This is a genomic window from Pseudomonas sp. NPDC089554, assembly GCF_050280645.1.
Taxonomy (GTDB): domain Bacteria; phylum Pseudomonadota; class Gammaproteobacteria; order Pseudomonadales; family Pseudomonadaceae; genus Aquipseudomonas.
Genome location: NZ_JBNNVR010000015.1, coordinates 26,386 through 48,074, shown reverse-complemented (window position 1 = coordinate 48,074; position 21,689 = coordinate 26,386). Strand labels below are relative to the sequence as shown.

Annotated in this window: 24 protein-coding genes and 1 pseudogene; 9 read left to right on the top strand and 16 right to left on the bottom strand. The window is 64.3% G+C overall.

Features of this window, described 5'->3' with window-relative positions; all coding sequences use genetic code 11:
- Nucleotides 1–11: 11 nt before the first annotated feature.
- The 3 genes from ACQKPE_RS07225 (at nt 12) to ACQKPE_RS07215 (ending at nt 3,179) form a co-directional block, all read left to right on the top strand.
- Nucleotides 12–482: a phage infection protein gene (locus ACQKPE_RS07225; protein WP_427664540.1), complete on the top strand. Its 471-nt coding sequence runs from the start codon at nt 12–14 to the stop codon at nt 480–482.
- A 267-nt stretch (nt 483–749) separates the two neighbouring features.
- Complete coding sequence (locus ACQKPE_RS07220) at nt 750–2,480, top strand: dipeptidase (protein WP_427664483.1); 1,731 nt, start codon at nt 750–752, stop codon at nt 2,478–2,480.
- A gap of 258 nt (nt 2,481–2,738) precedes the next feature.
- A complete protein-coding gene (locus tag ACQKPE_RS07215) occupies nt 2,739–3,179 on the top strand; it encodes a CBS domain-containing protein (RefSeq protein WP_427664481.1) in 441 nt (146 codons plus the stop codon).
- A gap of 6 nt (nt 3,180–3,185) precedes the next feature.
- Here ACQKPE_RS07215 and ACQKPE_RS07210 read toward each other — a convergent pair whose 3' ends face one another.
- The 5 genes and pseudogenes from ACQKPE_RS07210 to ACQKPE_RS07190 form a co-directional block, all read right to left on the bottom strand.
- Nucleotides 3,186–3,824, bottom strand: a complete 639-nt coding sequence (locus ACQKPE_RS07210; protein WP_427664479.1) for an NADH:ubiquinone oxidoreductase subunit N — start codon at nt 3,822–3,824, stop codon at nt 3,186–3,188.
- A gap of 70 nt (nt 3,825–3,894) precedes the next feature.
- Complete coding sequence (locus tag ACQKPE_RS07205) at nt 3,895–4,137, bottom strand: DUF2789 domain-containing protein (protein WP_427664478.1); 243 nt, start codon at nt 4,135–4,137, stop codon at nt 3,895–3,897.
- Between the two features lie 77 nt (nt 4,138–4,214).
- Complete coding sequence (locus ACQKPE_RS07200) at nt 4,215–4,847, bottom strand: LysE family transporter (protein WP_427664477.1); 633 nt, start codon at nt 4,845–4,847, stop codon at nt 4,215–4,217.
- Nucleotides 4,848–4,924: 77 nt separating this feature from the next.
- The gene (locus tag ACQKPE_RS07195; RefSeq protein ID WP_427664476.1) at nt 4,925–5,377 is read right to left on the bottom strand and encodes a YaiI/YqxD family protein; all 453 of its coding nucleotides are present in this window, start codon (nt 5,375–5,377) and stop codon (nt 4,925–4,927) included.
- 73 nt (nt 5,378–5,450) lie between these two features.
- Nucleotides 5,451–6,986, bottom strand: a pseudogene (locus ACQKPE_RS07190) (FTR1 family protein); the annotation flags it as partial.
- A gap of 288 nt (nt 6,987–7,274) precedes the next feature.
- Here ACQKPE_RS07190 and ACQKPE_RS07185 point away from each other — a divergent pair.
- From ACQKPE_RS07185 to ACQKPE_RS07165, 5 genes are all read left to right on the top strand, one after another.
- The gene (locus ACQKPE_RS07185; protein WP_427664474.1) at nt 7,275–8,657 is read left to right on the top strand and encodes a COG3014 family protein; all 1,383 of its coding nucleotides are present in this window, start codon (nt 7,275–7,277) and stop codon (nt 8,655–8,657) included.
- Nucleotides 8,658–8,674: 17 nt separating this feature from the next.
- Nucleotides 8,675–9,046 carry a YcfL family protein gene (locus ACQKPE_RS07180; protein WP_427664473.1) on the top strand — a complete coding sequence of 124 codons (372 nt, stop codon included), beginning with the start codon at nt 8,675–8,677 and terminating at the stop codon, nt 9,044–9,046.
- Between the two features lie 24 nt (nt 9,047–9,070).
- The gene (gene lpoB, locus ACQKPE_RS07175) at nt 9,071–9,658 is read left to right on the top strand and encodes a penicillin-binding protein activator LpoB (RefSeq protein WP_427664471.1); all 588 of its coding nucleotides are present in this window, start codon (nt 9,071–9,073) and stop codon (nt 9,656–9,658) included.
- A 3-nt stretch (nt 9,659–9,661) separates the two neighbouring features.
- Complete coding sequence (locus tag ACQKPE_RS07170) at nt 9,662–10,405, top strand: penicillin-binding protein activator LpoB (RefSeq protein WP_427664469.1); 744 nt, start codon at nt 9,662–9,664, stop codon at nt 10,403–10,405.
- A gap of 354 nt (nt 10,406–10,759) precedes the next feature.
- Nucleotides 10,760–11,059, top strand: coding sequence for a HigA family addiction module antitoxin (locus tag ACQKPE_RS07165; protein ID WP_427664468.1), 300 nt, complete (start codon nt 10,760–10,762; stop codon nt 11,057–11,059).
- A gap of 39 nt (nt 11,060–11,098) precedes the next feature.
- Here the strand turns inward: ACQKPE_RS07165 and ACQKPE_RS07160 are convergent, their stop codons facing one another.
- From ACQKPE_RS07160 to ACQKPE_RS07125, 8 genes are all read right to left on the bottom strand, one after another.
- Entirely contained in the window at nt 11,099–11,353 is a 255-nt protein-coding gene (locus tag ACQKPE_RS07160) for a DUF3077 domain-containing protein (RefSeq protein WP_427664466.1), read from the bottom strand.
- Nucleotides 11,350–11,613, bottom strand: a complete 264-nt coding sequence (locus ACQKPE_RS07155) for a hypothetical protein (RefSeq protein WP_427664464.1) — start codon at nt 11,611–11,613, stop codon at nt 11,350–11,352. The genes ACQKPE_RS07160 and ACQKPE_RS07155 overlap by 4 nt, the downstream gene beginning before the upstream one ends.
- 447 nt (nt 11,614–12,060) lie before the next feature.
- Nucleotides 12,061–13,464: an efflux transporter outer membrane subunit gene (locus ACQKPE_RS07150; RefSeq protein ID WP_427664462.1), complete on the bottom strand. Its 1,404-nt coding sequence runs from the start codon at nt 13,462–13,464 to the stop codon at nt 12,061–12,063.
- Nucleotides 13,461–14,336: an efflux RND transporter periplasmic adaptor subunit gene (locus ACQKPE_RS07145; RefSeq protein WP_427664460.1), complete on the bottom strand. Its 876-nt coding sequence runs from the start codon at nt 14,334–14,336 to the stop codon at nt 13,461–13,463. Before ACQKPE_RS07145 ends, ACQKPE_RS07150 begins: the two co-directional genes overlap by 4 nt.
- Nucleotides 14,333–14,545, bottom strand: a complete 213-nt coding sequence (locus ACQKPE_RS07140; protein ID WP_375098992.1) for a DUF1656 domain-containing protein — start codon at nt 14,543–14,545, stop codon at nt 14,333–14,335. The genes ACQKPE_RS07145 and ACQKPE_RS07140 overlap by 4 nt, the downstream gene beginning before the upstream one ends.
- Nucleotides 14,542–16,629, bottom strand: a complete 2,088-nt coding sequence (locus ACQKPE_RS07135; RefSeq protein ID WP_427664458.1) for an FUSC family protein — start codon at nt 16,627–16,629, stop codon at nt 14,542–14,544. The genes ACQKPE_RS07140 and ACQKPE_RS07135 overlap by 4 nt, the downstream gene beginning before the upstream one ends.
- Nucleotides 16,626–17,063 (bottom strand): MarR family winged helix-turn-helix transcriptional regulator, encoded by a 438-nt coding sequence (locus tag ACQKPE_RS07130; protein WP_427664456.1) that lies wholly within the window; start codon nt 17,061–17,063, stop codon nt 16,626–16,628. The genes ACQKPE_RS07135 and ACQKPE_RS07130 overlap by 4 nt, the downstream gene beginning before the upstream one ends.
- 163 nt (nt 17,064–17,226) lie before the next feature.
- Complete coding sequence (locus ACQKPE_RS07125; protein ID WP_427664454.1) at nt 17,227–18,036, bottom strand: tetratricopeptide repeat protein; 810 nt, start codon at nt 18,034–18,036, stop codon at nt 17,227–17,229.
- Nucleotides 18,037–18,242: 206 nt separating this feature from the next.
- Here ACQKPE_RS07125 and ACQKPE_RS07120 point away from each other — a divergent pair, with 206 nt between their 5' ends.
- A complete protein-coding gene (locus ACQKPE_RS07120) occupies nt 18,243–18,800 on the top strand; it encodes a WYL domain-containing protein (protein WP_427664452.1) in 558 nt (185 codons plus the stop codon).
- 121 nt (nt 18,801–18,921) lie between these two features.
- Here ACQKPE_RS07120 and ACQKPE_RS07115 read toward each other — a convergent pair whose 3' ends face one another.
- From ACQKPE_RS07115 to ACQKPE_RS07105, 3 genes are read right to left on the bottom strand one after another with little or no spacing between them, the layout of a single operon-like run.
- Nucleotides 18,922–19,785 (bottom strand): ABC transporter permease, encoded by an 864-nt coding sequence (locus tag ACQKPE_RS07115; protein ID WP_427664450.1) that lies wholly within the window; start codon nt 19,783–19,785, stop codon nt 18,922–18,924.
- A gap of 13 nt (nt 19,786–19,798) precedes the next feature.
- Nucleotides 19,799–20,662, bottom strand: a complete 864-nt coding sequence (locus tag ACQKPE_RS07110) for an ABC transporter ATP-binding protein (protein WP_427664448.1) — start codon at nt 20,660–20,662, stop codon at nt 19,799–19,801.
- Nucleotides 20,663–20,668: 6 nt separating this feature from the next.
- Nucleotides 20,669–21,688 (bottom strand): ABC transporter substrate-binding protein, encoded by a 1,020-nt coding sequence (locus ACQKPE_RS07105; protein ID WP_427664446.1) that lies wholly within the window; start codon nt 21,686–21,688, stop codon nt 20,669–20,671.
- Nucleotide 21,689 lies beyond the last annotated feature (1 nt).

The following is a 21,689-nucleotide window of genomic DNA, read 5'->3' as shown; positions in this document are numbered from 1 at the left end:
GTTCGGATCGTCTGATCGAGCGCAACAACCGCGTCGCCGAAGGTGGTTCGGATCGCCTGATCGAACGTAACAACCGCGTTGCCGAAGGTGGCTCGGATCGCCTGATCGAGCGCAACAACCGCGTCGCCGAAGGTGGTTCGGATCGTCTGATCGAGCGCAACAACCGCGTCGCCGAAGGTGGTTCGGATCGCCTGATCGAACGTAACAACCGCGTTGCCGAAGGTGGCTCGGATCGTCTGATCGAGCGCAACAACCGCGTTGCCGAAGGTGGTTCCGACCGTCTGATCGAGCGCAACAACCGCGTTGCCGAAGGTGGTTCCGACCGTCTGATCGAACGTAACAACCGCGTTGCCGAAGGCGGTGCAGAACGTCTGCAAGAGCGCAACAACCGTGTTGCCGACAGCGGTGCCGAAGTACTGAATCAGCGCAGCGTCGCCGAAGGTGGCTCGGATCGTCTGGTCGAACTCAGCCGTGTGAGCTAACCCTTATGGCTGAAACCGACAACTTGACCTACCAAGCGTGTTCCCCTCCAAAGCCCGGTCCATTGACCGGGCTTCGTTTTTCCAGGCTGTGTAGAAAGTCGTGCATGACCAAGTATCAAGGCTTTTCGTACAGAGCTTGATCAGCCCATCCACTGCCCTGTTCATTTGAATGCCCCTCCCGCAAGCCGCCCGAATGGTGTTAGCGTTGCCGCCTTCCCGTTTCCTACAAACGGGCACCCTCTTTCAACACCTTGCGAAGGAATGCGCATGCTTTTGAAGAAGCTCTCCGCCACCACCCTCATGCTCGCCAGCCTGGCGCTGGTCACCGGCCACGCCCAAGCCAACCTCTCCACCGAACAATCCGCCGCCATCCTCAAGGCCTACGACGGCAGCAACCCCGCCGACTTCAAGCAGTTCCTCGACAAACTTGCCAGCAGCGACCTGGCCAAGCCCTATGCGCTGGGCGCCACCGTCAAGGCCTACCTGGCCGGCAAGCCGCTCAGCGCCGAGCAGCAGAACGAAATCAACCGCCTGCTGGGCCTGTACACCCGCATCAAGTACGCCAAGGCCGCCACCCAGACCCTGCGCGAACTGGTGGAAATTCCCACCTTCCGCGTCGACGGCCTGGCCCAGCACGACAACCCCGAGTTCCACAAGGTTGCCGCCAAGATCGAGACCCTGGCCAAGGACTTCGGCCTGCAGTTCCGCAACATCGACAACCGCGTGTACGAAATCACCCTAGGCGAAGGCAAGGAAGTGGTCGGCATCCACGCCCATGCCGACGTAGTGCCGGTGAACCCGGACAACTGGAAGCTCGAGGACGGCACGCGCCTCGACCCATTCAAGGTCACCCTGGTGGGCGACCGCATGTACGGCCGCGGCACCGAGGACGACAAGAACGGTATCGTCGTGGCGATGTACGCGATGAAAGTGGCCAAGGACGAGAAGCTGCCGCTGGCCCGCCAGTTCAAGCTGCTGATCGACACCACCGAGGAAACCACCGGCGACGCCATTCCCTACTACTTCGCCCGCAACCCCACACCGGCCTACAACCTGGCGCTGGACGGCGGCTACCCGGTGGTGATCGCCGAGAAAGGCTACGGCACCGTGATGGCCAGCTTCAGCCGCCGCCCCGCCACCGGCAAGGGCGCGGAAGTGGTGAACCTGACCGGCGGCCTTGCCACCAACCAGATCCCCACCACCTCGGTGGCGACCCTGGTCGGCGACAACCCGGCAGACCTGGCCAAGCGCCTGGAAAAGGCTGGCGCCGAATACGCCAAGGCCAATGGCGGCAACTTCACGGTCGATGCCAAAGTGTCCGGCAAACAGGTGTTGCTGACCGTCACCGGCGTCTCGGCGCACTCCTCCGAGCCCGAATCGGGGGTCAACCCGGTGGCGCGCATGCTGGTGTTGCTCAACGGCCTGGGCCAGCAGGTGCCGCTCAAGCACAACCATATCACCGACGCCGCCCGCTACGCCGCCGACAACTGGGGCCTGGACTACCTCGGCAACACGCTGGGCATCGGTTTCAAGGACGACTTCATGGGGCCGCTGACCGCCTCGCTGACCTACGTGAACCTCGACCAGAAAACACTGAAGCTTGCAGTTAACCTGCGCATTCCGAAAGGCAAGCCGGTCGCCACGATCAAGGACGAGCTGGCGGAAAAGCTCGGCAACTGGGCACGCAGCAGCCACACCTCGGTCGCCCTCGACTACACCCTGGACGAACCGATGTACCGCAATCCGGAAGGTGAGTGGGTCAAGGCACTGCTCGACGTGGCCACCGAAAACCTCGGCCTGCCCCACGCGTTCGACAGCTCCGCCGGCGCCACCTCGGTGCACGATCTGCCCAACGGCGTGCAGTTCGGCCTGGCGATGCCGGGGGTGAAGTACAGCGGGCACAACGACAACGAGTTCAAGACCGTGGAGCAGTTCATGCTGGATTTGCAGATCATCAGCGAGATGGTTGCGCGGATTGGGCAGATGCCCAAGCTCTAACCACTCTCAAGAACGGCGCAGTAACTGTAGGAGCGGGCTAGCCCGCGAACACCGGCAGAGCCGGTGCCATGCACCACGTGGCCATTTTCGCGGGCAAGCCCGCTCCTACAGAGACCTCACCGAACCTGAAGGCTTGACGCTTCGGGCAAATGACGTTTCTCAATAACCACTATGCCGTTTCTTGAATTGTCGTGCGGGACGCCGTGGCGGATGCTTTAGTTACTTTCAAAACAAGATTCGCCACCTACCGAGGCCTGTATGAAGAACGTCGAACAACTGCTCAAATGCAAAAATGCCCTGCACCAGACTGTCCACACCATCGGCCCGGATGACTCGGTACTCGATGCGCTGAAGCTGCTGGCAGAAAAGAACATCGGTGCACTGCCGGTCGTGGAAAACGGCCAAGTGGTCGGCATCGTCAGCGAACGCGACTACGCCCGCAAGCTGGTGCTCAAGGGCCGCTCGTCGGCAGCGACGCCGGTACGCGAGATCATGAGCGAGCCGGTAGTTACCGTCGGGCTGAAGGAGAATCTGGACTACTGCATGAAAGAAATGACCGACAAGCACCTTCGCCACCTGCCCGTGGTGGAAAACGGGCAGCTGCTCGGCCTGCTGTCGATCGGCGACCTGGTCAAGGAAACCATCTCTGAACAGGCCAACCTGATCCAGCAGCTGGAGCAGTACATTCGCGGCGAGTGAACACCCTCAGTGGTAGGCGCGCTCCAGTTCGTCCAGCTGATGGTCGAAACTGCGCAGCCGCGCGGACCAGGTGTACACCAGCACTTCCAGGTCCCGATTGAGCACGGCGGTATTGCCGCCGTCGCGCCCTTGCGGGTCGCACAGGTCCAGCTGGTAGCGCTCACGGGCCATGGCGGTGGCTACGCTGGACAGGTCGCGGGCATTGGCCAACCAGTGGTGGTGATGGTCATGCACCTCGCGGTCGAGCTCCCGGCATTGCAGCTTCAGCGCATCCAGGCATTGCTCCAGCGGCGTGCCCTTGAGCTCGCCCATAACTTCCTCGAAGGTCCGCCCCGAGTGCCAGTAGCTGCCCCAGAAGTAGCGATCGAACACCGTCTCGACCCGGCGCAAGGCAACCTTGGTATTCCAGATGGTCACCAACGTTCGGCCCTGGGCCACTTCGCGTTTGTTCAGGTGCAACTGCTCCCAGGCGATCCACGCCAGGCCGCAGAGCGCCACCGCCGCGGTGACCGCAGCGGCGGCATACAGGAACTGCACCGCCTGGTTCATCTGGTGGGTGTGTCGGATACCGTAGAAGTAACCGGCAGTCAGGGTGCCCAGGATCGTCACGGTGCACCAGAAGCCTGGTGCGTAGGGATCTTTCATCGCGCTATCCCCTTTTTGTTTTCCTGAGCATAGCAACGGTCAAATCACCCAACAGGTGCCGCTCGGCGCTTTATTTTCTCGGGCGACGCAAGGCCTCGTTGAGTTGGTCGAACGGCACGGCCCAGTCGGCGTCCTGGTTGACGCTTTCCTTGAGAAACGCGCGCTGGGCATCCGACCAGAACGGCGCATCGACCAGCTTGATCTCGTTCTTCAACGGCGAGTGGGAGGCGATGAACTGGTCGATGCTCACGGCATCGTCCGGCAGGCCCAGTTGCTTGAACAGTTCTGCGAACGGATGGATAGGCGCTTCCATGTTTGCTCCTCGGTGGTTAGCCAGGTGGCTTGCCTGTGGATAGACAGCGCCCAGGCCGCAACGACTCGCTCGGGATTTCAGAGCGGCGCGCGACGCAAGGTCGCGAGGAAGGCCGCCGCACCGAGGAACAGCCCGGCGAAGGTGCGGTTCAGGCGCTTCTGCTGCCGGGGTGTGCGCAGCATGCGCAACACCCGCGAGGCCAGCCCGGTGTAGCCGGCCATCACCAGCATGTCGACGCCGATCATGGTCGCGGTGATCGCCAGGTACTGCGCCAGCAGCGGCTGGTGCGGGTCGATGAATTGCGGCAGCACCGCCAGCATGAACACCAGCGCCTTGGGGTTGCTGACATTCACCAAAAAGCCCCGGAACACCAGGCTCAGCGGTTTGCCGATGGGGCGCACGGCGGCGTTGTCGCTCATGTCCATCGGCAGCGCGCGCCATTGACGGTACGCCAGGTACACGAGGTAGGCCACACCAAACCACTTGATGACCTGGAAGGCCGTGGACGAGGCGGCAAGGATGGCACCGACACCCGCAGCGATGATGGCGATTTGCACGATCAGCCCCAGTTGCAGGCCCAGGGCGTTCCAGTAGCCACGCCAGAACCCGTACTGCAGCCCGCTGGACATCGAAGCAATGGCCCCGGCCCCCGGCGACAGGCTGATGACCCAGCACGCGGCAAAGAAGGTCAACCAGGTTTCCATCGACATCACACACCTCACTCGAGCAAATGTTGCAAAAGGTTAAGCTACGGCGTGCCTCGGCGATTGGCAATCGCCAAACCGCGTCAGGCCTTGGAAAGGCGGCTGAGAATGCGGTCCAGGGCATTGGCGAAGGCTTGTTTCTCGCGCTCGCCATAGGGCGCCTGGCCACCGCCGACTTGGCCCTGCTCGCGCAGTTCGGTGAACAGGTTGCGCACCGCCAGGCGCTCGCCCATGTTGCGCTCGTCGAACTCGCGGCCACGTGGGTCGAGCGCGGCCACGCCCTTCTTGACCAGCCGATCGGCCAAGGGCACGTCGCTACAGATCACCAACTCGCCAGGCACGGCGTGCTCGACCAAGTAGTCGTCGGCCGCGTCCGGGCCGCTGGGCACCACGATCAGGCGCACCACGGCAAACGCCGGCTTGATCTGCGACTGGCCGGCCACCAGCACCACCTCGAACTTACGTTTGAGGGCGAACTTGACGATCAGGTCCTTGGCCGCCTTGGGGCAGGCGTCGGCATCGATCCATACACGCATTTTGGCTGTTTCCGTGATTCTGAATTTGCATAGTGTCGGCTGCGGCCTCTTCGCGGGCAAGCCACCGCTGATATCAGCCCGCCGCCGCCCGCCGCTTCTCGGCCAGCCACGAACGCCCGTACAGCATCACAATCGCCAGCAAGGCCAACGCCTGTGCACCCAGCGAATAGGCATCGGCATGAATCCCCAGCCAGTCGAACTCGAAGAACGCCACCGGCCGTGTGCCCAGCACACCCGCCTCTTGCAGGGCCTTCACGCCATGCCCGGCGAACACCACCGACAGCGCGCACAGCAGCGCGGCGTTGATGCTGAAGAACAGCGCCAGCGGCAACCTGGCCGAACCCCGCAGGATCACCCAGGCCAGGCCCACCAGCAGCACCAGCGCCGTGGCGCCACCTGCCAGCACCGCCTGGTGCCCGGCAGGGCCTGCCTGGAGCCAGAGAGTTTCGTAGAACAGGATCACCTCGAACAATTCGCGGTACACCGAGAAGAACGCCAGCGTGGCGAAGCCGAAACGCCCGCCGCCGCTGAGCAGGCTGGTCTTGATGTAGCCCTGCCAGGCAGTGGCGTGGCGCCGGTCGTGCATCCACACGCCCAGCCACAGCACCATCACCGCCGCGAACAGCGCCGTGCAGCCTTCGAGCAATTCGCGCTGGGCGCCGCCGACATTGATCACATAGGCCGCCAGTGCCCAGGTGGCGAAGCCCGCCACCAATGCCAGGCCCCAGCCGATATTGACGCTGCGCACCGCCGACTGCTGCCCGGTGTTGCGCAGGAACGCCAGGATCGCCGCCAGCACCAGGATCGCCTCCAAACCTTCGCGCAGCAGGATCAGCAGCCCGGAGAGGTAGCTCAGCGTCCAGCTCAAACCATCGCCGTCCAGCAACGAGGCGGCCTGATCGAGCTTGCCCTTGGCCTCGGCCAGGCGTTGCGCCGCCTGCTCGGCGGGCAGGCCGTCCTGTAGCGCTTGGCGGTAGGCCATCAGCGACTTCTCGGTGTCCCTGCGCAACTGGGCGTCGATGTTGTCCAGCGAGCTTTCCACCAACTCGAAACCTTCCAGGTAGGCCGCCACGGACAGGTCGTAGGCCTGGTCGTGGTCGCCCTCGCGGTAGGTGGCCAGGCTCTTGTCCAGGGTGCTGGAGGTGTATTCGAGCAACTGCGCCGTGCCGCGCTTGGCCTGCGGCGGCTGGGCACGCTGGGCGCGGAAGGCGGCCAGCGCCTCGGGGCCCGCGTTGACAGCGACTTGGGCGGGGGTTTGCCGAGCCAGGTCGGCGAGGCTCCAGGTGTGCTCGCCCTTGGCCGCCTGCGGGTCGGCAGTGAAGCTAGCGACATAGGCTGCCACGTCCCAGCGCTGGCGCTCGTCGAGCTGGTCGGCGAACGACGGCATTTCGGTGCCTTCGACCCCCAGGCCGATGGAGTTGTACAGGTCGAACAGGCTCAGCTGGTCGAGGCGCGCAATGTTGCGCAGGTTGCTCGGCGCCGGCTCCAGGCCCACCCCGGCGGGGCCGTCACCCGCCCCCGTGTCGCCATGGCAGATGGCGCAGTTCTGCGCATACAGCGAGGCGCCGCGGGCGGGGTCGGGGGTAATGACCGGTGCCTTGCCCACCTCGACGGGGGACTCGGCCAGCGCCAGGGTGCTGCACAGGGCCAGCAGCCAGGCGAACCAGCGGAAACGGGGGGGCATGGGGAGTCTCGGCGCACATACGAAAGTGAACATTGTTCACTTCCACTTCCCGGCGCTCAAGGTAGCCGGGCGGATTTCATGAAAAATTTAGTCACAAATTCTCACCGAAACATTCTGCGCCATCACGATCACGTCAAAATGCCATTATTACGCCACCAACTTTAGTTATAATCCCCGCGTTCTTGCGCCACCCACTCAGGGAAGAAACCACCCATGCTCCCCCGCGCCCTCCCGCTGGCAACCCTGCTCGCCACCTTGCAGCTCACCGGCTGCGCCGCGTTCCGCAGCTACGACAGCGAATTGCAGCAAACCAACCAGCAGCTGGCCGCTGGCAATGTCGACGCCGCGCTGACCCTGCTGGAAAGCAACAACAAGGGCGAGGACAAGGACCTGCTCTACTACTTCGAAAAGGGTGAGCTACTGCGCTCCAAGGGTGACCTCAAGGGCAGCCAGGACGCCTGGCGCGCGGCCGACAGCGTGGTGTTCCAGTGGGAAGAGGCGGTCAAGCTCGACACCGAGAAGTACCTCAGCCAGTTCGGCAGCTACCTGGTCAACGACAAGGTCCGCCGCTACGAAGGCTACGACTACGAAAAGGTCATGCTGACCACGCAGATGGCCCTGAACCTGCTGGCCAACAACGACTTCGACGGCGCCCGCACCGAAATCAGGAAAACCCACGAGCGTGAGGCTGTGATCGCCGAATTGCGTGACAAGGAATACCTCAAGCGCGAGGAAGACGCCGAGAAACAAGGCGTCCAGACCCAGTTCAAGGACCTGCAAGGCTACCCGGTGGCCAGCCTCGACGCCCCTGAAGTGGTCAACCTCAAGAACAGCTACCAGAGCGCCTTCAGCCATTATCTGTCCGGCTTCGTCTACGAGGCCCTGGGCGAAAAAGGCCTGGCCGCGCCGGGCTATCGCATGGCCGCCGAGCTGCGCCCCAACACCCCGCTGCTGGAACAAGCCCTGCTGGACCTGGACAAGAACGCCGCCACCCCCAGCGAAAGCGACGTGCTGATTGTGGTGCAAAGCGGCCTGGCCCCGGCCCGTGATTCAGTACGCATTCCCCTGCCGCTACCCATCGACGGCAACCTGGTGATCACCCCGCTGTCGTTCCCGGTAATGAAGGACGACACTTCCACCGTGCGTTTCAGCGAAGTGCAGCTCAACGACAAGGCCCTGGCCCTGACCCCGCTCAACAGTACCAGCGCCATGTCGCGCCGTGCCCTGCGCGACGACATGCCGGGCATCATCCTGCGCACCAGTGTGCGCGCCATCACCCGTGGCGTGGCGCAGAAGAAAATGAACGAAGTGAACCCCATGGCCGGCCTGGTCATGGGCATCGCCTCGGCCGTGGTCGAAGGCGCCGACACTCGCACCTGGCGCACCCTGCCGGACGAAACCCAAGTAGCCCGCGTGCGACTGGCCCAGGGCGAACACCACCTGAACGTGGGTGGCCGCCAGGTGAACGTGAAGATCGACCGGCCCTACCAGGTCGTCAGCCTGCGCGTGGTCGGCAGCCAAGTGTTCTCTGGCGGCCCGGCCGTCGAACTGCCCGCCCCGGTACAACCGCAACCCCAGGCCATCGCCCTCAAGTAATTGTTCAGGACCCGACCATGCGTAACACCTGCCTCGCCCTGTTCGCAGCCGCCCTGCTGGCCGGCTGCGCCACCCCGCCCCCACCGGCTCCCGGCAGCGCCGCCAGCAAGGTGGTGACCATGGGCCAGCTGGACGACATCGAAGTCGGCCAGATGCGCGTGGCCCGCGAAAACGGTTTTCTCACCGTCAAGGTGGCGCTGAACAACACCAGCCGCAGCAACCAGACCCTGTTCTACCGCTTCGCCTGGCTGGGCAACGAGGGTTTCCCGGTGGCCGATGAGGAAGGCTGGAAAGCCCTGTCGCTGTATGGCAAGCAAGCCAGCACCCTGCCGGCCATCGCCCCGACGCCAAAGGCCACCGACTTCCGCCTCGAAGTCCACACCCGCTGACCCCAGTTTCCGGAGTTTTCCCCCATGTTTGCACGCATCTCCCTCGCAGCCATCGCCATCGCCCTGGTCAGCGGCTGCAGCACCCCGTCGCCCGTGCTGGGCGGCAAGAACATCAGCTACGGCGACGCCAAGGCCGTGGAGCTGGTGACCAACGAATTCGGCTCCACCGACCTGCAGATGATTGCCGAGAGCATGACCCGCTCCCTGGCCCAGTCCGGCGTGCTGCAGGGCCGCCCGGTGGTGCAGGTCTACGACGTGAAGAACAAGACCAGCGAATACATCGACACCCGCGAGATCACCACCTCGATCAAGACCCAGCTGATGAAGACCGGCGTGGCGCGCTTCGCCAGCGACAACACCGACATGCAAAGCCAGACCGACCAGCTCAAACTGCAGAACCAGAGCGGCCTGTACAAGAAGAGCACCGTGGCCAAGACCGGCAACATGATCGCCGCACAGTACCGCCTGGAAGGCTCGATCAGCTCCATCGTCAAGCGCAGCGCCGACTACAAGGACGTGTTCTACAAGTTCAGCCTGCAACTGGTGGACGTGGAAAGCGGCCTGGCCGAGTGGATGGACGAAAAAGAAATCCGCAAGACCACGGAGCGCTAAGCGATGCGAGCATGGATGGCAGTGATGGGCCTGGCCTGCGCCTTCAGCGTGCAGGCCGCCCCCAAGGTGGCGGTAACCGACCTGGCGTACCAGGAGCGGGTGCAGGAATACATCCACATCGTCAGCGCGCAGAGCAGCCACCAGGCCAGCCCTTACAGCGCCAGCGGCCAGGCGAGCTACAACGAGTACGAGAGCGTCACCAGCTACATCGAGCAGGGCGAGCTGCGCAAGTTCGGCGGCGATATCAAGGGGGAGATCCTCAAGGGCGGGATGTTCCAGCTGGTGCAGGGTTCGGCGTACACCGCCGACTCGAAGGAGGATGTCTACGACGTGATCCGCCGCATCAAGAACGGCGCGTTCAAAGGTGCCGACTACGTGCTGTTCGGCACTGTGTCGGACATCGACTTCCAGCGCGACATCAATGCCCTGGACCACACCGACACCTACTCGGCGGTGCTGGGCCTGACCTTGGTGGCGGACTTCAGCCTGATCAACACCCGCACCTACGAGATCACCTCGGCGTTCACCGCCATTGGGGAGGCGCAGGACACCAAGCTGGTGAAGAGCCAGGATGCGCGTGTAACCCTCAACCGCCCACGTGTAGTACGTGAGGTGTCGAAGGCGCTGGGCATGGACGTGGCGCAGCAGCTGGCCGAGCAGCTTGGCGGCTTGGTGCCAGGGCAGCCTGGGCGGGCGCAGGGGCAAAGCAATTTGCCGCCGGATGAACCGGCGAAGATCTTGCGCTGAGAAATGTGCGAACGCCCGGTGATGAAACACCGGGCGTTTTGTTTTGGTCTTCGCAGTGCAGCAACTGGCCTATTCGCGGGCAAGCCCCCTCCTACAGGAATTGCGCAATATCTGTAGGAGCGGGCTTGCCCGCGAACCTGGGCGCAGCCCTGGCCATACAATGCAGTAGCTCCATCTTGGGTAACCGTGTTCATTTGAACAGCAAACGCATTCCATACACTCAGAGCTTAAACAATAACGTTATGATTTAAGACGTGCCGACACTAAGCCGCTATTAATCATGGGGCATATACCGAGCTGGACCGACGAAGGCCCGGAAAACGTTGAGATTGTTGACTATCACTGAGGTACATCATGTTCAAGAACGGCATGCGTCCCGTACATCCTGGCGAAATCCTGCGTGAGGACTTCCAGCGCGAAATGGGCTTTAGCGCTGCGGCCTTGGCCCGTGCGCTCGGCGTTTCTACCCCCACGGTGAACAACATCCTGCTTGAGCGCGGCGGGGTTTCTGCCGACATGGCGCTGCGCCTTGCTGCCTGCTTGGGCACCACCGCCGAGTTCTGGCTGAACCTGCAAACGGCCTTTGAGCTGCGCAAGGCCGAACTGGAGCATGGCGACGAAATCATCGGAACCGTACAGCGCCTGGTCGCCTGAGCGAAGTCAGGTCACTCCAGGCGCTTTTGCGCCAGCGGCTCACCGCTGTCGGTTCATCCCCATTTCCAGATCATTGATCAGCGCCTTGGCCATGGCGCTGAGCACCCGCGCCGCACTGCCTGCTTGCAGGTCACCTTCCATCTCGGCCTCGGTGGTCAGGTGACGGATGCAGCCCAACAGTATCGAGAGTTCGTCCAACGTGCGGTCCAGGGGGATGCCGGGTTGTACGCGGAACAGCTCCAGGAAGGTTTCCACGCCTGCCGTGGTGCAGGCCTTGAGGTCATCGTCGCTCATGCCGGTAGCTCCTGTTCGATATTGAGCCGTGCCAGCGCGTGCTCGACCAGAGCGCAGGCCATGTCGGCGGCGTGGGTGACGTTGGCGAGCATGTTCTGCCTGGGCTCGCCGGCGTGCAGGCGGCGGTGTTCTTCGAGGGTTTCGATCAGGCCGCGCAGCAGTTCGCTGGTGTGGGCCAGGGCATCGGGCGGGAGGAGGTCAGCGTGGACGCAGAAATAGGAATGGACGACGCGAGGCGGATCGGGGACGAGCTTTTTCATAAGAAGGCCCTGTATGCGCAAGTATGGAAACTGCCGTCCTCGTCGTCTCACGGAATGGGGTGGCAGTCGTGCACGGGGTGAGACCCGGGGCATACAGGAACCCGGCCAGGCCAAAGCCTGCCCGCACACGACCGCCATTGAAGCGGTGATCCTGCAAGCCGGGTGTCTCACGCCCGATCGCCTGGAAAGGCGACCCAGGGACGTTATCCGTGAGGCATTTCCCCGACAACACAGAAGCTTCCGCAAAGTGCGTAGGATACTTCGCAAGCAAACGGCAGCTGAACGAATAGCTTTCGAGTTCAGAATTGCCTTACGGGGAGTAAGAGAAAATATGAGAATTTCTCGGAAGTGAGGATTTTCCTTGTGAAGTGAGGAAATTTTTTGCCATTTCCTAGGGAAAAAGATTTGTCTTCGATACCGCTGGTTATCGCGGCCCCATTCAAGGCGCTACTTCCACCCCCCACCCAACGCCAAGAACACCCCCACCTGCCCCAAGGCCACCTGGCTATTAGCCGCCGCCAACTGCGCCCGCACATCGGTATAGGTCTGCGTAGCCTGCAAATCCGCCAGGAACGACTCACGCCCCACCTGGTAACGCAAATGCGTATGCTCCGCCGACTCCTTCGCCGAACGCTCGGCCTCGGCCAGGGCATCGCGCCGCTCCAGCAACGCGCTGTACTGCGCCAAGCGCGTCTGGGTTTCACGAATGGCGTTCAGCACCACCCCATCGAAATGCGCCAACGCGGCCTGGCTAGACGCCTCGGCCATGCGGATGCGCGCGCGGGTGCCGTTGGTAGGAATGGTCCAACTCACCAACGGGCCGAACCCCCAGCGGTTGGTGGCGGGCTCGCCGAGGTTATCGAGGATGCCGATGGTGCCCACCTGTGCGCCGAAGCTGATGTTCGGGTACAGCGCGCCCGTGGCCACGCCGATGTTGGCAGTGGCGGCAGCCAGTTGGCGTTCGGCCTGGCGTACGTCGGGGCGGCGCTTGAGCAGGGCGGCGCCGTCGCCGACCGGAATCAACTGCGCCAGGTGCGGCAGCTCGGCGCATTCGGCGGTGCCGACGGGCAGTTTTTCCACCGGCAGGGCCAGCAGCGCAGCCAAGGTGTACAGGCCCGTCTCGCGCTCGGCCTTGAAGCGCGGCAGCTCGGCGCGCAGGGTTTCGACCAGGGTCAGCGAACGGCTCACGTGGGTGTCGTCGCCCCGACCCGCGTCACGCAGGCGTTGGGTGAGTTGCATGTTCTGCTGCTGCAAATCCAGCGACTCGTGGGCGATGTGGTATTCCTCGTTGGCCGAGCACACCTGGGTGTAGGCCTTGACCACATCCGCCACCAGGGTGATACGCGCGGTGTCGGCGGCGGCCTGCACCGCGTCGGCATTGGCCTGGGCCGCCTCGGTACCGCGCTTGAAGGTGCCCCACAGGTCGAACTGGTACGAAGCGCTGAGGATCGCCTCGCCGATGTTCTCCACCGGCACTTTGTTCGGCAGAAGGAACGACTCGCCAGACTCCTGCAAACGCTGCGCAGCCACCTCGGCGCCACCGCTGAAACCGCCCTGGGCATCGGCCACTTCCACCTGGGCGCGGGCCTTGGCGATATTGGCGGCGGCCACGCGCAGCTCGGTGTTGGCGCTCAGGGCCTGGCGTACCAACGCATTCAAGCGTTGATCCTGGTACAGCTGCCACCAGTCGTCCGGCACCGGCGCCGACACCACGCTGTCGGCATCCTGGCGCAGCGGGCCGTTCAGGTCGCCACGCTGAATCGCGGCATCCTTGGGCACTTCGTAGTCCGGCCCGACCATCGCGCAGGCACCGAGCGACAGCGCCAAACCCGCCAGCATCAGGTGTTTCATAGCCGCTGGCCCTCGATGATCGACACCGTAGCAGTGCGCCCGGCAATCATGCGGAAGTCCTCGGGCACTTCATCGAAGGCGATACGCACGGGAATGCGCTGGGCCAGGCGCACCCAGCTGAACGCCGGGTTGACGTTGGGCAGCAGGTTGGCGCCACTGACCCGGTCGCGGTCCTCGATACCCGCCGACAGGCTCTGCACATGGCCAAGCAGGCGAGTGTCGTCGCCCATCACGCGGATATCCACCGCATCGCCGATATGGATCCCACCGAGCTTGGTTTCCTCGAAATAGCCATCGACGTGGTACGACGCGCTGTCGACCACCGACAGCACCGGTCGCCCTGCGCTGACGAACTCGTGGGCACGCGGGGCGCGGTCGTTGAGGTAGCCGTCCACCGGGCTGCGCACCACCGAGCGGTCGAGGTTGAGCTGGGCGGTATCCACCGCCACCTGCGCCTCGCTCACCGCCGAGCGGGCGCGGGCCTCGCGGGACTGGCTCTCCTCGAGCTGCTCGGCAGCCACCAGGTTGCCCAGCTTACGGTTGCGCTGTGCTTCGCGGCTAGCCTGGGCCTGGGTTTCCTGGCGCTCGGCGAGGGTCGCCTGGGCGTGGCGCAGGGCCAGGCTGAAGCGTTCCTGGTCGATGGTGAACAGCACATCGCCGCGCTTGATCGGCTGGTTGTCGCGCACCTCGACCTTTTCGATCAGGCCAGACACGTCCGGGGCGATCTGGATCACGTCGGCGCGAATGTGGCCATCGCGGGTCCAGGGGGCGAACAGGTAGTACACGACCATCTGCCACACCAGTACGGCGGCGAAGGTCACGACCAGCAAGGTCAGGGCCACCTGGCCCAGGGTCAACAACGGCTTTTTCATGGCAGCATCAGGCTTCGGCAAAAGTGGTCCACGCCGCCAAGCAGCACGGCGTAGAGGGCAACGTTGAACAACGCCCGGTGCCAGACCAGGCGGTAGAAATGCAGGCGCACCAGCACGGCGTGCACGCCCAGGAACAACACATAGGTACAGACCATCATCACCAGCAGGGTGGGCAGGAACACCCCGCTGATATCCAGTTCACCGATCACAGCGGCGCTCCATCGATGCCCGCAGGCAGTTGCGGTTGTTCGCCGGGTTCGAGCATCACTTCCACCCCCGGCAGCAGGGCCAGGCGCAGGCCGCTCAAGGCATGCAGCAAGTGCACACGGGCATCGCCGCGGTCGCTCGCGTCACCCAGCGCCAGGGCCTGGCGGGCACGCTCCATGTTGCGCAGCAGCGCGCTCGGGGCGTGCAGGCGTTCACCGGCGCGCAGACAGGCGGCGTAGTGCTCGCCCACTTCCTCGATCACCGTGCGCAGGCGCTCGCGTGGCTGTTGGCCGACGCGCGGCAGGTAGGCCAGCAGGTCGAGCAGGTTCAGGCCCACGCGCAGGTCACGCAGGGCCGCGCCGCTGTCCTGGCCGGTCTGCGACAGGCGCGGCAGGTGCTGCATCAGGCGGTCGAGCATCTGCACGCCCACTTGGCGCTGTTCGGCCAGGGTGGCCGGGGCGGTCATCTCGACGATGTCGCGCCAGGCGAAACGGGTCATGCGCTTGGCCGCCAGCTCCACGCCGAAGGGGCGCAACAGCAGGGTCCAGATGAAGGCGAACAGCAGCCCCACGGGGCCGGCCAGGTTGGCGTTGATGAAGGCCAGGAAGTCGGCGTCGTAGGCGCCCTGGATGCTGATGAAGGTGGAGGTGTTGACGATGGTCAGCAAGGTGCCGAGGTAGAAACGCGGCTGCACGGTGAGGGTGCCGACGCAGATGAACGGCACCGCGAAGGCCAGCACCAGCATGGGGAAGTCGTGCAGGTTCGGCAGCACCAGGAACAGGTAGACGCTGGAGAAGATCACCGACAGCAGCGTCCAGAAGAAGAACCGGTAGATCTGCGGCGCGGGGTCGTCCATGGCAGCGAAAAAGCTGCACGCAATGGCGGCGAGGATCACCGCACTGGCACCGTCGTTCCAACCCAGGCCAATCCACAGGCCGCAGGCGACGATGATGGCGGTGACGGTGGAAAACACCGAGTACAGCAGCAGGCCACGGTCGAAGAACGGCGTCAGGCGGCCCAGGCGCCAGTGTCGGTACACCGCACGCCACGGCGTGGCGTCGTCCAGGCGCAGGGCATGTTGCAGGGTGCAGCAGTCCTGCCACAGGTCGACCCATTCGGTGAGGCGGTAGAGGGCGTTGGACAGCAGCAGTTGCGGGCGCTGATCGAGGACCTCGCTGCTCGGTTGCAGTTGCTCGATGCGCTCGCGCAGGGCATTCCAATGGGCCTCGGACGCCCCTTCGGCGGTGCCCTGGAGCCAGGTGCGGGCCTGTTCCAGCAGTGGCTGGATCACCGCGAACTGGGCAGGCGCACGACTTTCGAGGGCCACCAGGGCATCGTCCAGCGCATCGATCACCGGCAGCAGGTGGATCATCCGCCCGCGCAGCTCGCGGGCGTTCTTCAAGGTGTGCGGGCCGGCGCCCTCGTGGCCGAGCTGGCCGATCATCAGTTCGAGGCTGTTGAAGGTGGCGACCATCGAGCCACGCAGGCCACCGACCTTGTCGCTGGAGGCCTCGCGGGCAAGGTACGTGTCGCTGTAGCGGATCGCCTCGGTGAACCAATTGCCCGTGGCGCCGACCACCACTGGTGCCAGCCGGCGTGGCCAGAAGATCGCCCCCACCACTGCCGCGCAAACGATGCCCAGGCAAATTTCCTGGGCCCGGGAAGACGCCACGTCGAACACCGCCAGCGGGTTATCGACCACCGCCAGGGCGATCATCGGCAAGGTGTAGCCGGCCAGCATCAGCACGTAGTTGTTGGCCGTGCGCAGGTTCAGCGAGAGGAACAGCAGGGTGCCGGTCCACAGCGCGATGGCGACGCTCAGCAGCAGCGGCGATTGCACCAGCGGCGGCACCAGCAGGATTGCCGCGCCCGCGCCGAGCAGGGTGCCCAGGGCGCGGTACAGGGCCTTGGAACTGGTCGACCCGACGAACGGGCTGGAGACGATGTACACCGTGGCCATGGCCCAATACGGACGTGGCAGCTGCATCAGCAGGGCAATGTACAGGGCGACCATCGAAGCGGCGAAGGTGCGCACGCCGTAGAACCAGTCACGCGCCGGGGGTACCGAGGAAAAGAACCCACTCATGCCGATTCGCCCGCCTCTTCGAAGGCGCGAATCACCCGGAGGGTGGCTTCCAGGTCGGCCGGGGCGATGCCGCGCAGCACTTCGCGGCGCAGGCGCACCAGCTCGCCCTCGATGGACTCGGCCAAGGTGCGACCAGCCGGGGTCAAGCTCAGGGCCTTGGCGCGGCGGTCGAGGGGGTCTTCGCTGCGCTGCACCAGGCCGGCTTTGCACAGCTGGTCGAGCAGGCGCACCAGCGACGGGCTTTCCAGCCCGGCGGCATGAGCCACCGCGACTTGGTGCACGCCATCACCCAGGCGCACGATCATCAGCAGCGGCACGGCGCAGGCTTCGGAAACGCCATAGCCGGTCAGGGCCGCATGGCAGATGCGCCGCCAGTGGCGAGCGGCAACGACCATGCCGCTGCTGATTTTAAGGTGCAGTGCGTCGAGGTTCATGGGAGGGGTATCGGCTATATTCATAGTTTGCTAACTATCAATATACGCCTTGCCCTCCCCCCAGCGTCAACCCGACGATGGTTTGGGCTGGATGAAAGGTTGTTCATGCGGGCCCTATCGCGGGCTTGCCCCGCGATAGGGCCGGTACAAACAGTACAAAGGCCTAAGGCTGAATCTGATCTTCCAGCTTCATGGTCAACGCCAAGGTACTGCCCATCCCGATGGCCTGGTCACGCCAGGCCAGGTACCGCGCAGCATCGCGCCGGCTGAAGTGCACCGCCAACTCTTCGGCCGCCTGCATCACCCCCGCTCCCGCCGCCAGCTCCAGCCAGTACAGCGCCGCCTTGGTATCCGCCTCGACATTCACCCCATGCAGCAGCCGGTAACCCACCTCGAAGCGGCAGCGCGCCTCGCAAGCCTCGGCGCCACGCAGGAACCAGCCATAGGCCTCGGCCAGGTCCACTTGCCAGAGCTGGTCGCCATCGCACACTTCTTCTTCGTAGAGGTCGCCCAGCGCCGCTGCGGCATGGGCCATGCCGCACTCGAAGGCATGTCGGTAGCAATCGACGGCGTTGGTATAGGACACCACCACCCCCTTGCCGAAGTAATGCTGCTGCCCCAGGTTGAACCAGGCGGCGGCATTGCCCTGCATCGCCGCCATGCGCAACAGGTGCCCGGCCAACGCGACATCGGCACGCCAGTACTTGCCGTTGAGCCACACCCAGCCCAAATCGTTGAGTGCCGCCACGCTACCCTCCAACGCCTGGCGCCGCAGCTCGGCATAGATCGCCTGCAAGTCGGCCGCGTCGTCCAGGCGTTCAGCCAGGCCAAAGCGCTCACCCAGCAGCGCCCGCTGGCTGGGCATGCCGACGCCGGCGAATACCCGACGCTGCCCAGGGTTGGCCGGGGCAGGCGTGATGCGCTCCGGCAACAGCCGAGCGAGCAGCGAATGGATATTGCTGGCAGCAGACATGTTCATCCTCATTGAACGATCCACAGCCCCGACCTCGACTGTGATGAGGCGTGATTCTGCGCGATGGCACGACAAAACCTGTCGCGAACGATTCGATCCTCGGCAACCATTGTGGTCTTCCTGGGTCCGAGCGGCATATGGCCATTTGCCATACAGCCTTACTGCCGCCATGCTATGCCGGCAAGCCTAGACAAGGACGCTACCTTTTGCCCTTCGCCACCACCCGCGCCACCCTCAGCCGTCAGTGGGCGCTATTGCGCCAGCTGCCCAGCCGCTCGCCCGGTACCACCAGTGCCGAGCTGGTGTGGCGGCTGCGTGATGTCGGTTTCCACGTCAGCAAGCGCACGGTCGAACGCGACCTCAACGAGCTGTCGCTGATCTTTCCGCTGGAGCGCAACGACAAGAGCATCCCGTTCGGCTGGCATTGGTCGGCCAGTGCCTTGGGTGAGTTGCGCGGGAATTTCGATCTGCAGGGCTACCTGCGTAGCGATTCACTGCAAGCGCGCCAGGATGAAGGGATCGAGTTGCACGCGTGGGTCAGCGATGCACTAGCCCGCCAGCTGCGCGAGGCACCCTTGACGCCAGACATGCACTTGACCCCGCTGGAACAAGGGCACCGCTTGCGGGCCACGGTCAGCGATTGCGGGTCGCTGCGCTGGTGGGTGCTGGGACAAGGGGACGGGGTGGTGGTGGAGCAGCCGCAGTGCTTGCGCGAGGAAATTGGGCGGATTCTGAGCACAGCGGCGGCCAGGTATCAGGATTGAGATCGGCGCAGCAGCCTTCGCGGGTAAACCCGCTCCCACAGGTGCGCCACTGAACCCAAGGGCTGTGGGGTGCCTGTGGGAGCGGGTTTACCCGCGAAGGCAGCTCCGCAAAACCCTCAGTTCAGCGCTGCATCCCCCACCGCCGCACAGTCACCCGCTCCAGGGTATTGAACACCAGCCCCTCCACCAGCAACCCGATCAGGATCACCACCGCCAACCCCGCGAACACCTTGTCGGTGTACAGCTCGTTGCGGTTCTGGAAGATGTACCAGCCCAACCCGCCCTTGCCGCTGCTGGCGCCAAACACCAGTTCGGCGGCGATCAAGGTGCGCCAGGCAAAGGCCCAGCCAATCTTCAGCCCGGACAGAATCGACGGCAGTGCCGCAGGCACCAACACATGCGCCACCAGTCGCAACCCTCGCAGCCCATAGTTACGCCCAGCCATGCGCAAGGTTTCGGACACCCCGAGGAACCCGGCATAGGTATTCAGCGCCAGCGCCCACAGCACCGAGTGCACCAGCACGAAGATCAGGCTGTTGTCGCCCAGCCCGAACCACAGCAACGCCAGCGGCAACAGGGCGATGGCCGGTAGCGGGTTGAACATCGATGTCAGTGTGCCGAGCAAATCGCGGCCCACCTGGGTGGACACCGCCAGGCTGGTGAGCGCGAAGGCCAGCACGATACCCAGCACATAGCCCTTGAGCAGCACCACCAGCGACACCGCGACCTTGGCCGGCAGTTCGCCACTGAGCATCCCATCCCACAGTGCCACAGCGGTTTGCAGGAAGCTCGGTAGCAGCAGGTCGTTGTCGGTATAGCGCGCCGCCACTTCCCAGATGATGGCCAGCAGCACCAGGATCAGCGCCTTGCGCAGCCAACCCTGTTGCCACAAGCGCTGGGCCAGCGGCAGTTCGCGCTCCACCGAAAGGCCTGGCAGGGGCGCGAGCTGCACTTCGTATTCCTGACGCGCAGGTGTAGTCGTCATGGGTCGGCTCCTGTCAGTAGGCGATGCGGATGTCGTTGAAACCCAGGTCTGGCGCTTGCTCCTGCTCGCCCGCCTCATCGAACAGCAGGCGATGGATACGCCGGGCGCTGGCCTGGAAGTCGGTACCGCCCAGGCTGCCCAAGTCGTACTGGTGGCTGTGCACCTCGGCGCGCACCCTGCCGGGGTGCGGCGACAGCAGCAGGATGCGGTTGCCCACCACCAGCGCCTCCTCGATGGAGTGGGTGACGAACAGCAGGGTGAAGCGCACCTCTTCCCACAGCAGCAGCAACTCTTCCTGCATCTTGCGGCGGGTCAGGGCATCGAGGGCGGCGAACGGCTCGTCCATCAGCAGGATTTTCGGCTGGGTGGCCAGCGCCCGGGCAATCGCCACGCGCGCCTTCATGCCCCCCGAAAGCGTGTGCGGATAAGCATCGGCGAAGGCGGCCAGACCGACTTTCTCCAGGTAGTGCAAGGCCCGCTCCTCGGCCTCGGCGCGCTTGAGCTGGCCCGACACCAGCAGCGGGAACATCACGTTCTGCTTAACCGTCTTCCACGGCGGCAGCTGGTCGAACTCCTGGAACACCACGATGCGATCAGGGCCGGGGCCTTTGACCGGCTGGCCCTGCAGCAGAATCTGCCCTTCCCTGGGCTCGATGAACCCGGCCACTGCTTTCAGCAAGGTGGACTTGCCGCAACCAGAGGGGCCGAGCAGCACGAAGCGATCGGCATGGTCGACTTCGAAGCTGACCTGGTGGGTGGCCCGCACTACGCGCTGCGCGGTGCGGTATTCGAGGCTGAGGTTGTCCACCTGCAACAGCGGCGGCGTATCGACACGGCTCAGGTTGCTGGCCGTGTGGCCTGGCAATGGGGCGGTCATGGGCAATCAGCTCCCTTGCAGCGGGCGTTCGTCCTGGAAGAAGTAGTCCTTCCACGACGCAGGCTTGTTCTTGATCGCGCCAACCCGGTAGAGGAACTCGGCCAGCGGGTAGGTGTTCTTCGGCGTGACGGTGAATTCGTACTGCGGGTTGTCGATGATGCGCAGCAACGCCTCGCGGTCGATCTTGGCCTTGGTCACGCGGATGTAGGTGTCGGCTGCGGCGCCCTTGTCCTTCTGGGCGAAGTCCGCGGCTTCGGCCAGCGCATCGATGAAGGCCTTGTAGGTCTTGGGGTTGTCCTGGCGAAACTTCTCGGTAGCGAACAGCAGGGTCGGCGAGTTGGGGCCGAGCAGGTCATAGCTGTTGAGCACCACGTGCACGTTCTTGTTGGCCAGGGCCTGGTCCTGGAACGGCGGGTTGGAGAAGTGCCCGTTCAGCTCGGTGCCACCGGCCAGCAGCGCGGCGGTGGCGTCTGGGTGCGGTACGGCCAGGGTGTATTTATCGAGGCGGTTGAATTCCTTGTCGCCCCACTGCTTGGCGGCGGCGTACTGCAGGAAGCGCGACTGCACCGAAACCCCCACGGCCGGTACGGCGATGCGGTCTTTCTCGCTGATGTCGGCGATGGTCTTCACGTTCGGGTTGCTGCTGACCAGGTAGTACGGGAAGTTGCCCAGCGAAGCCACGGCCTTGACGTTCTGTCGGCCTTTGGTGCGGTCCCACACAGTGAGCAGCGGGCCGACACCGGCGCCGGCGATGTCCACCGAACCCGACAACAACGCATCGTTGACCGCCGCGCCGCCGGAGAGCTGCGCCCAGTCCACCTTGATGTCCAGGCCTTGCTGCTTGCCGTGCTTCTCGATCAGTTGCTGGTCGCGCACCACGTTGAGCAGCAGGTAGACGATGCCGAACTGCTCGGCGATGCGGATCTGCCCTTCGGCCTGGGCCACGCTGGGGGCCGCGAGGCTGCCAACGACCAGGCTGGCGCCCAGGCCAATGCTCGCCGCCAGGCGGCTGATGGATTTACGCATG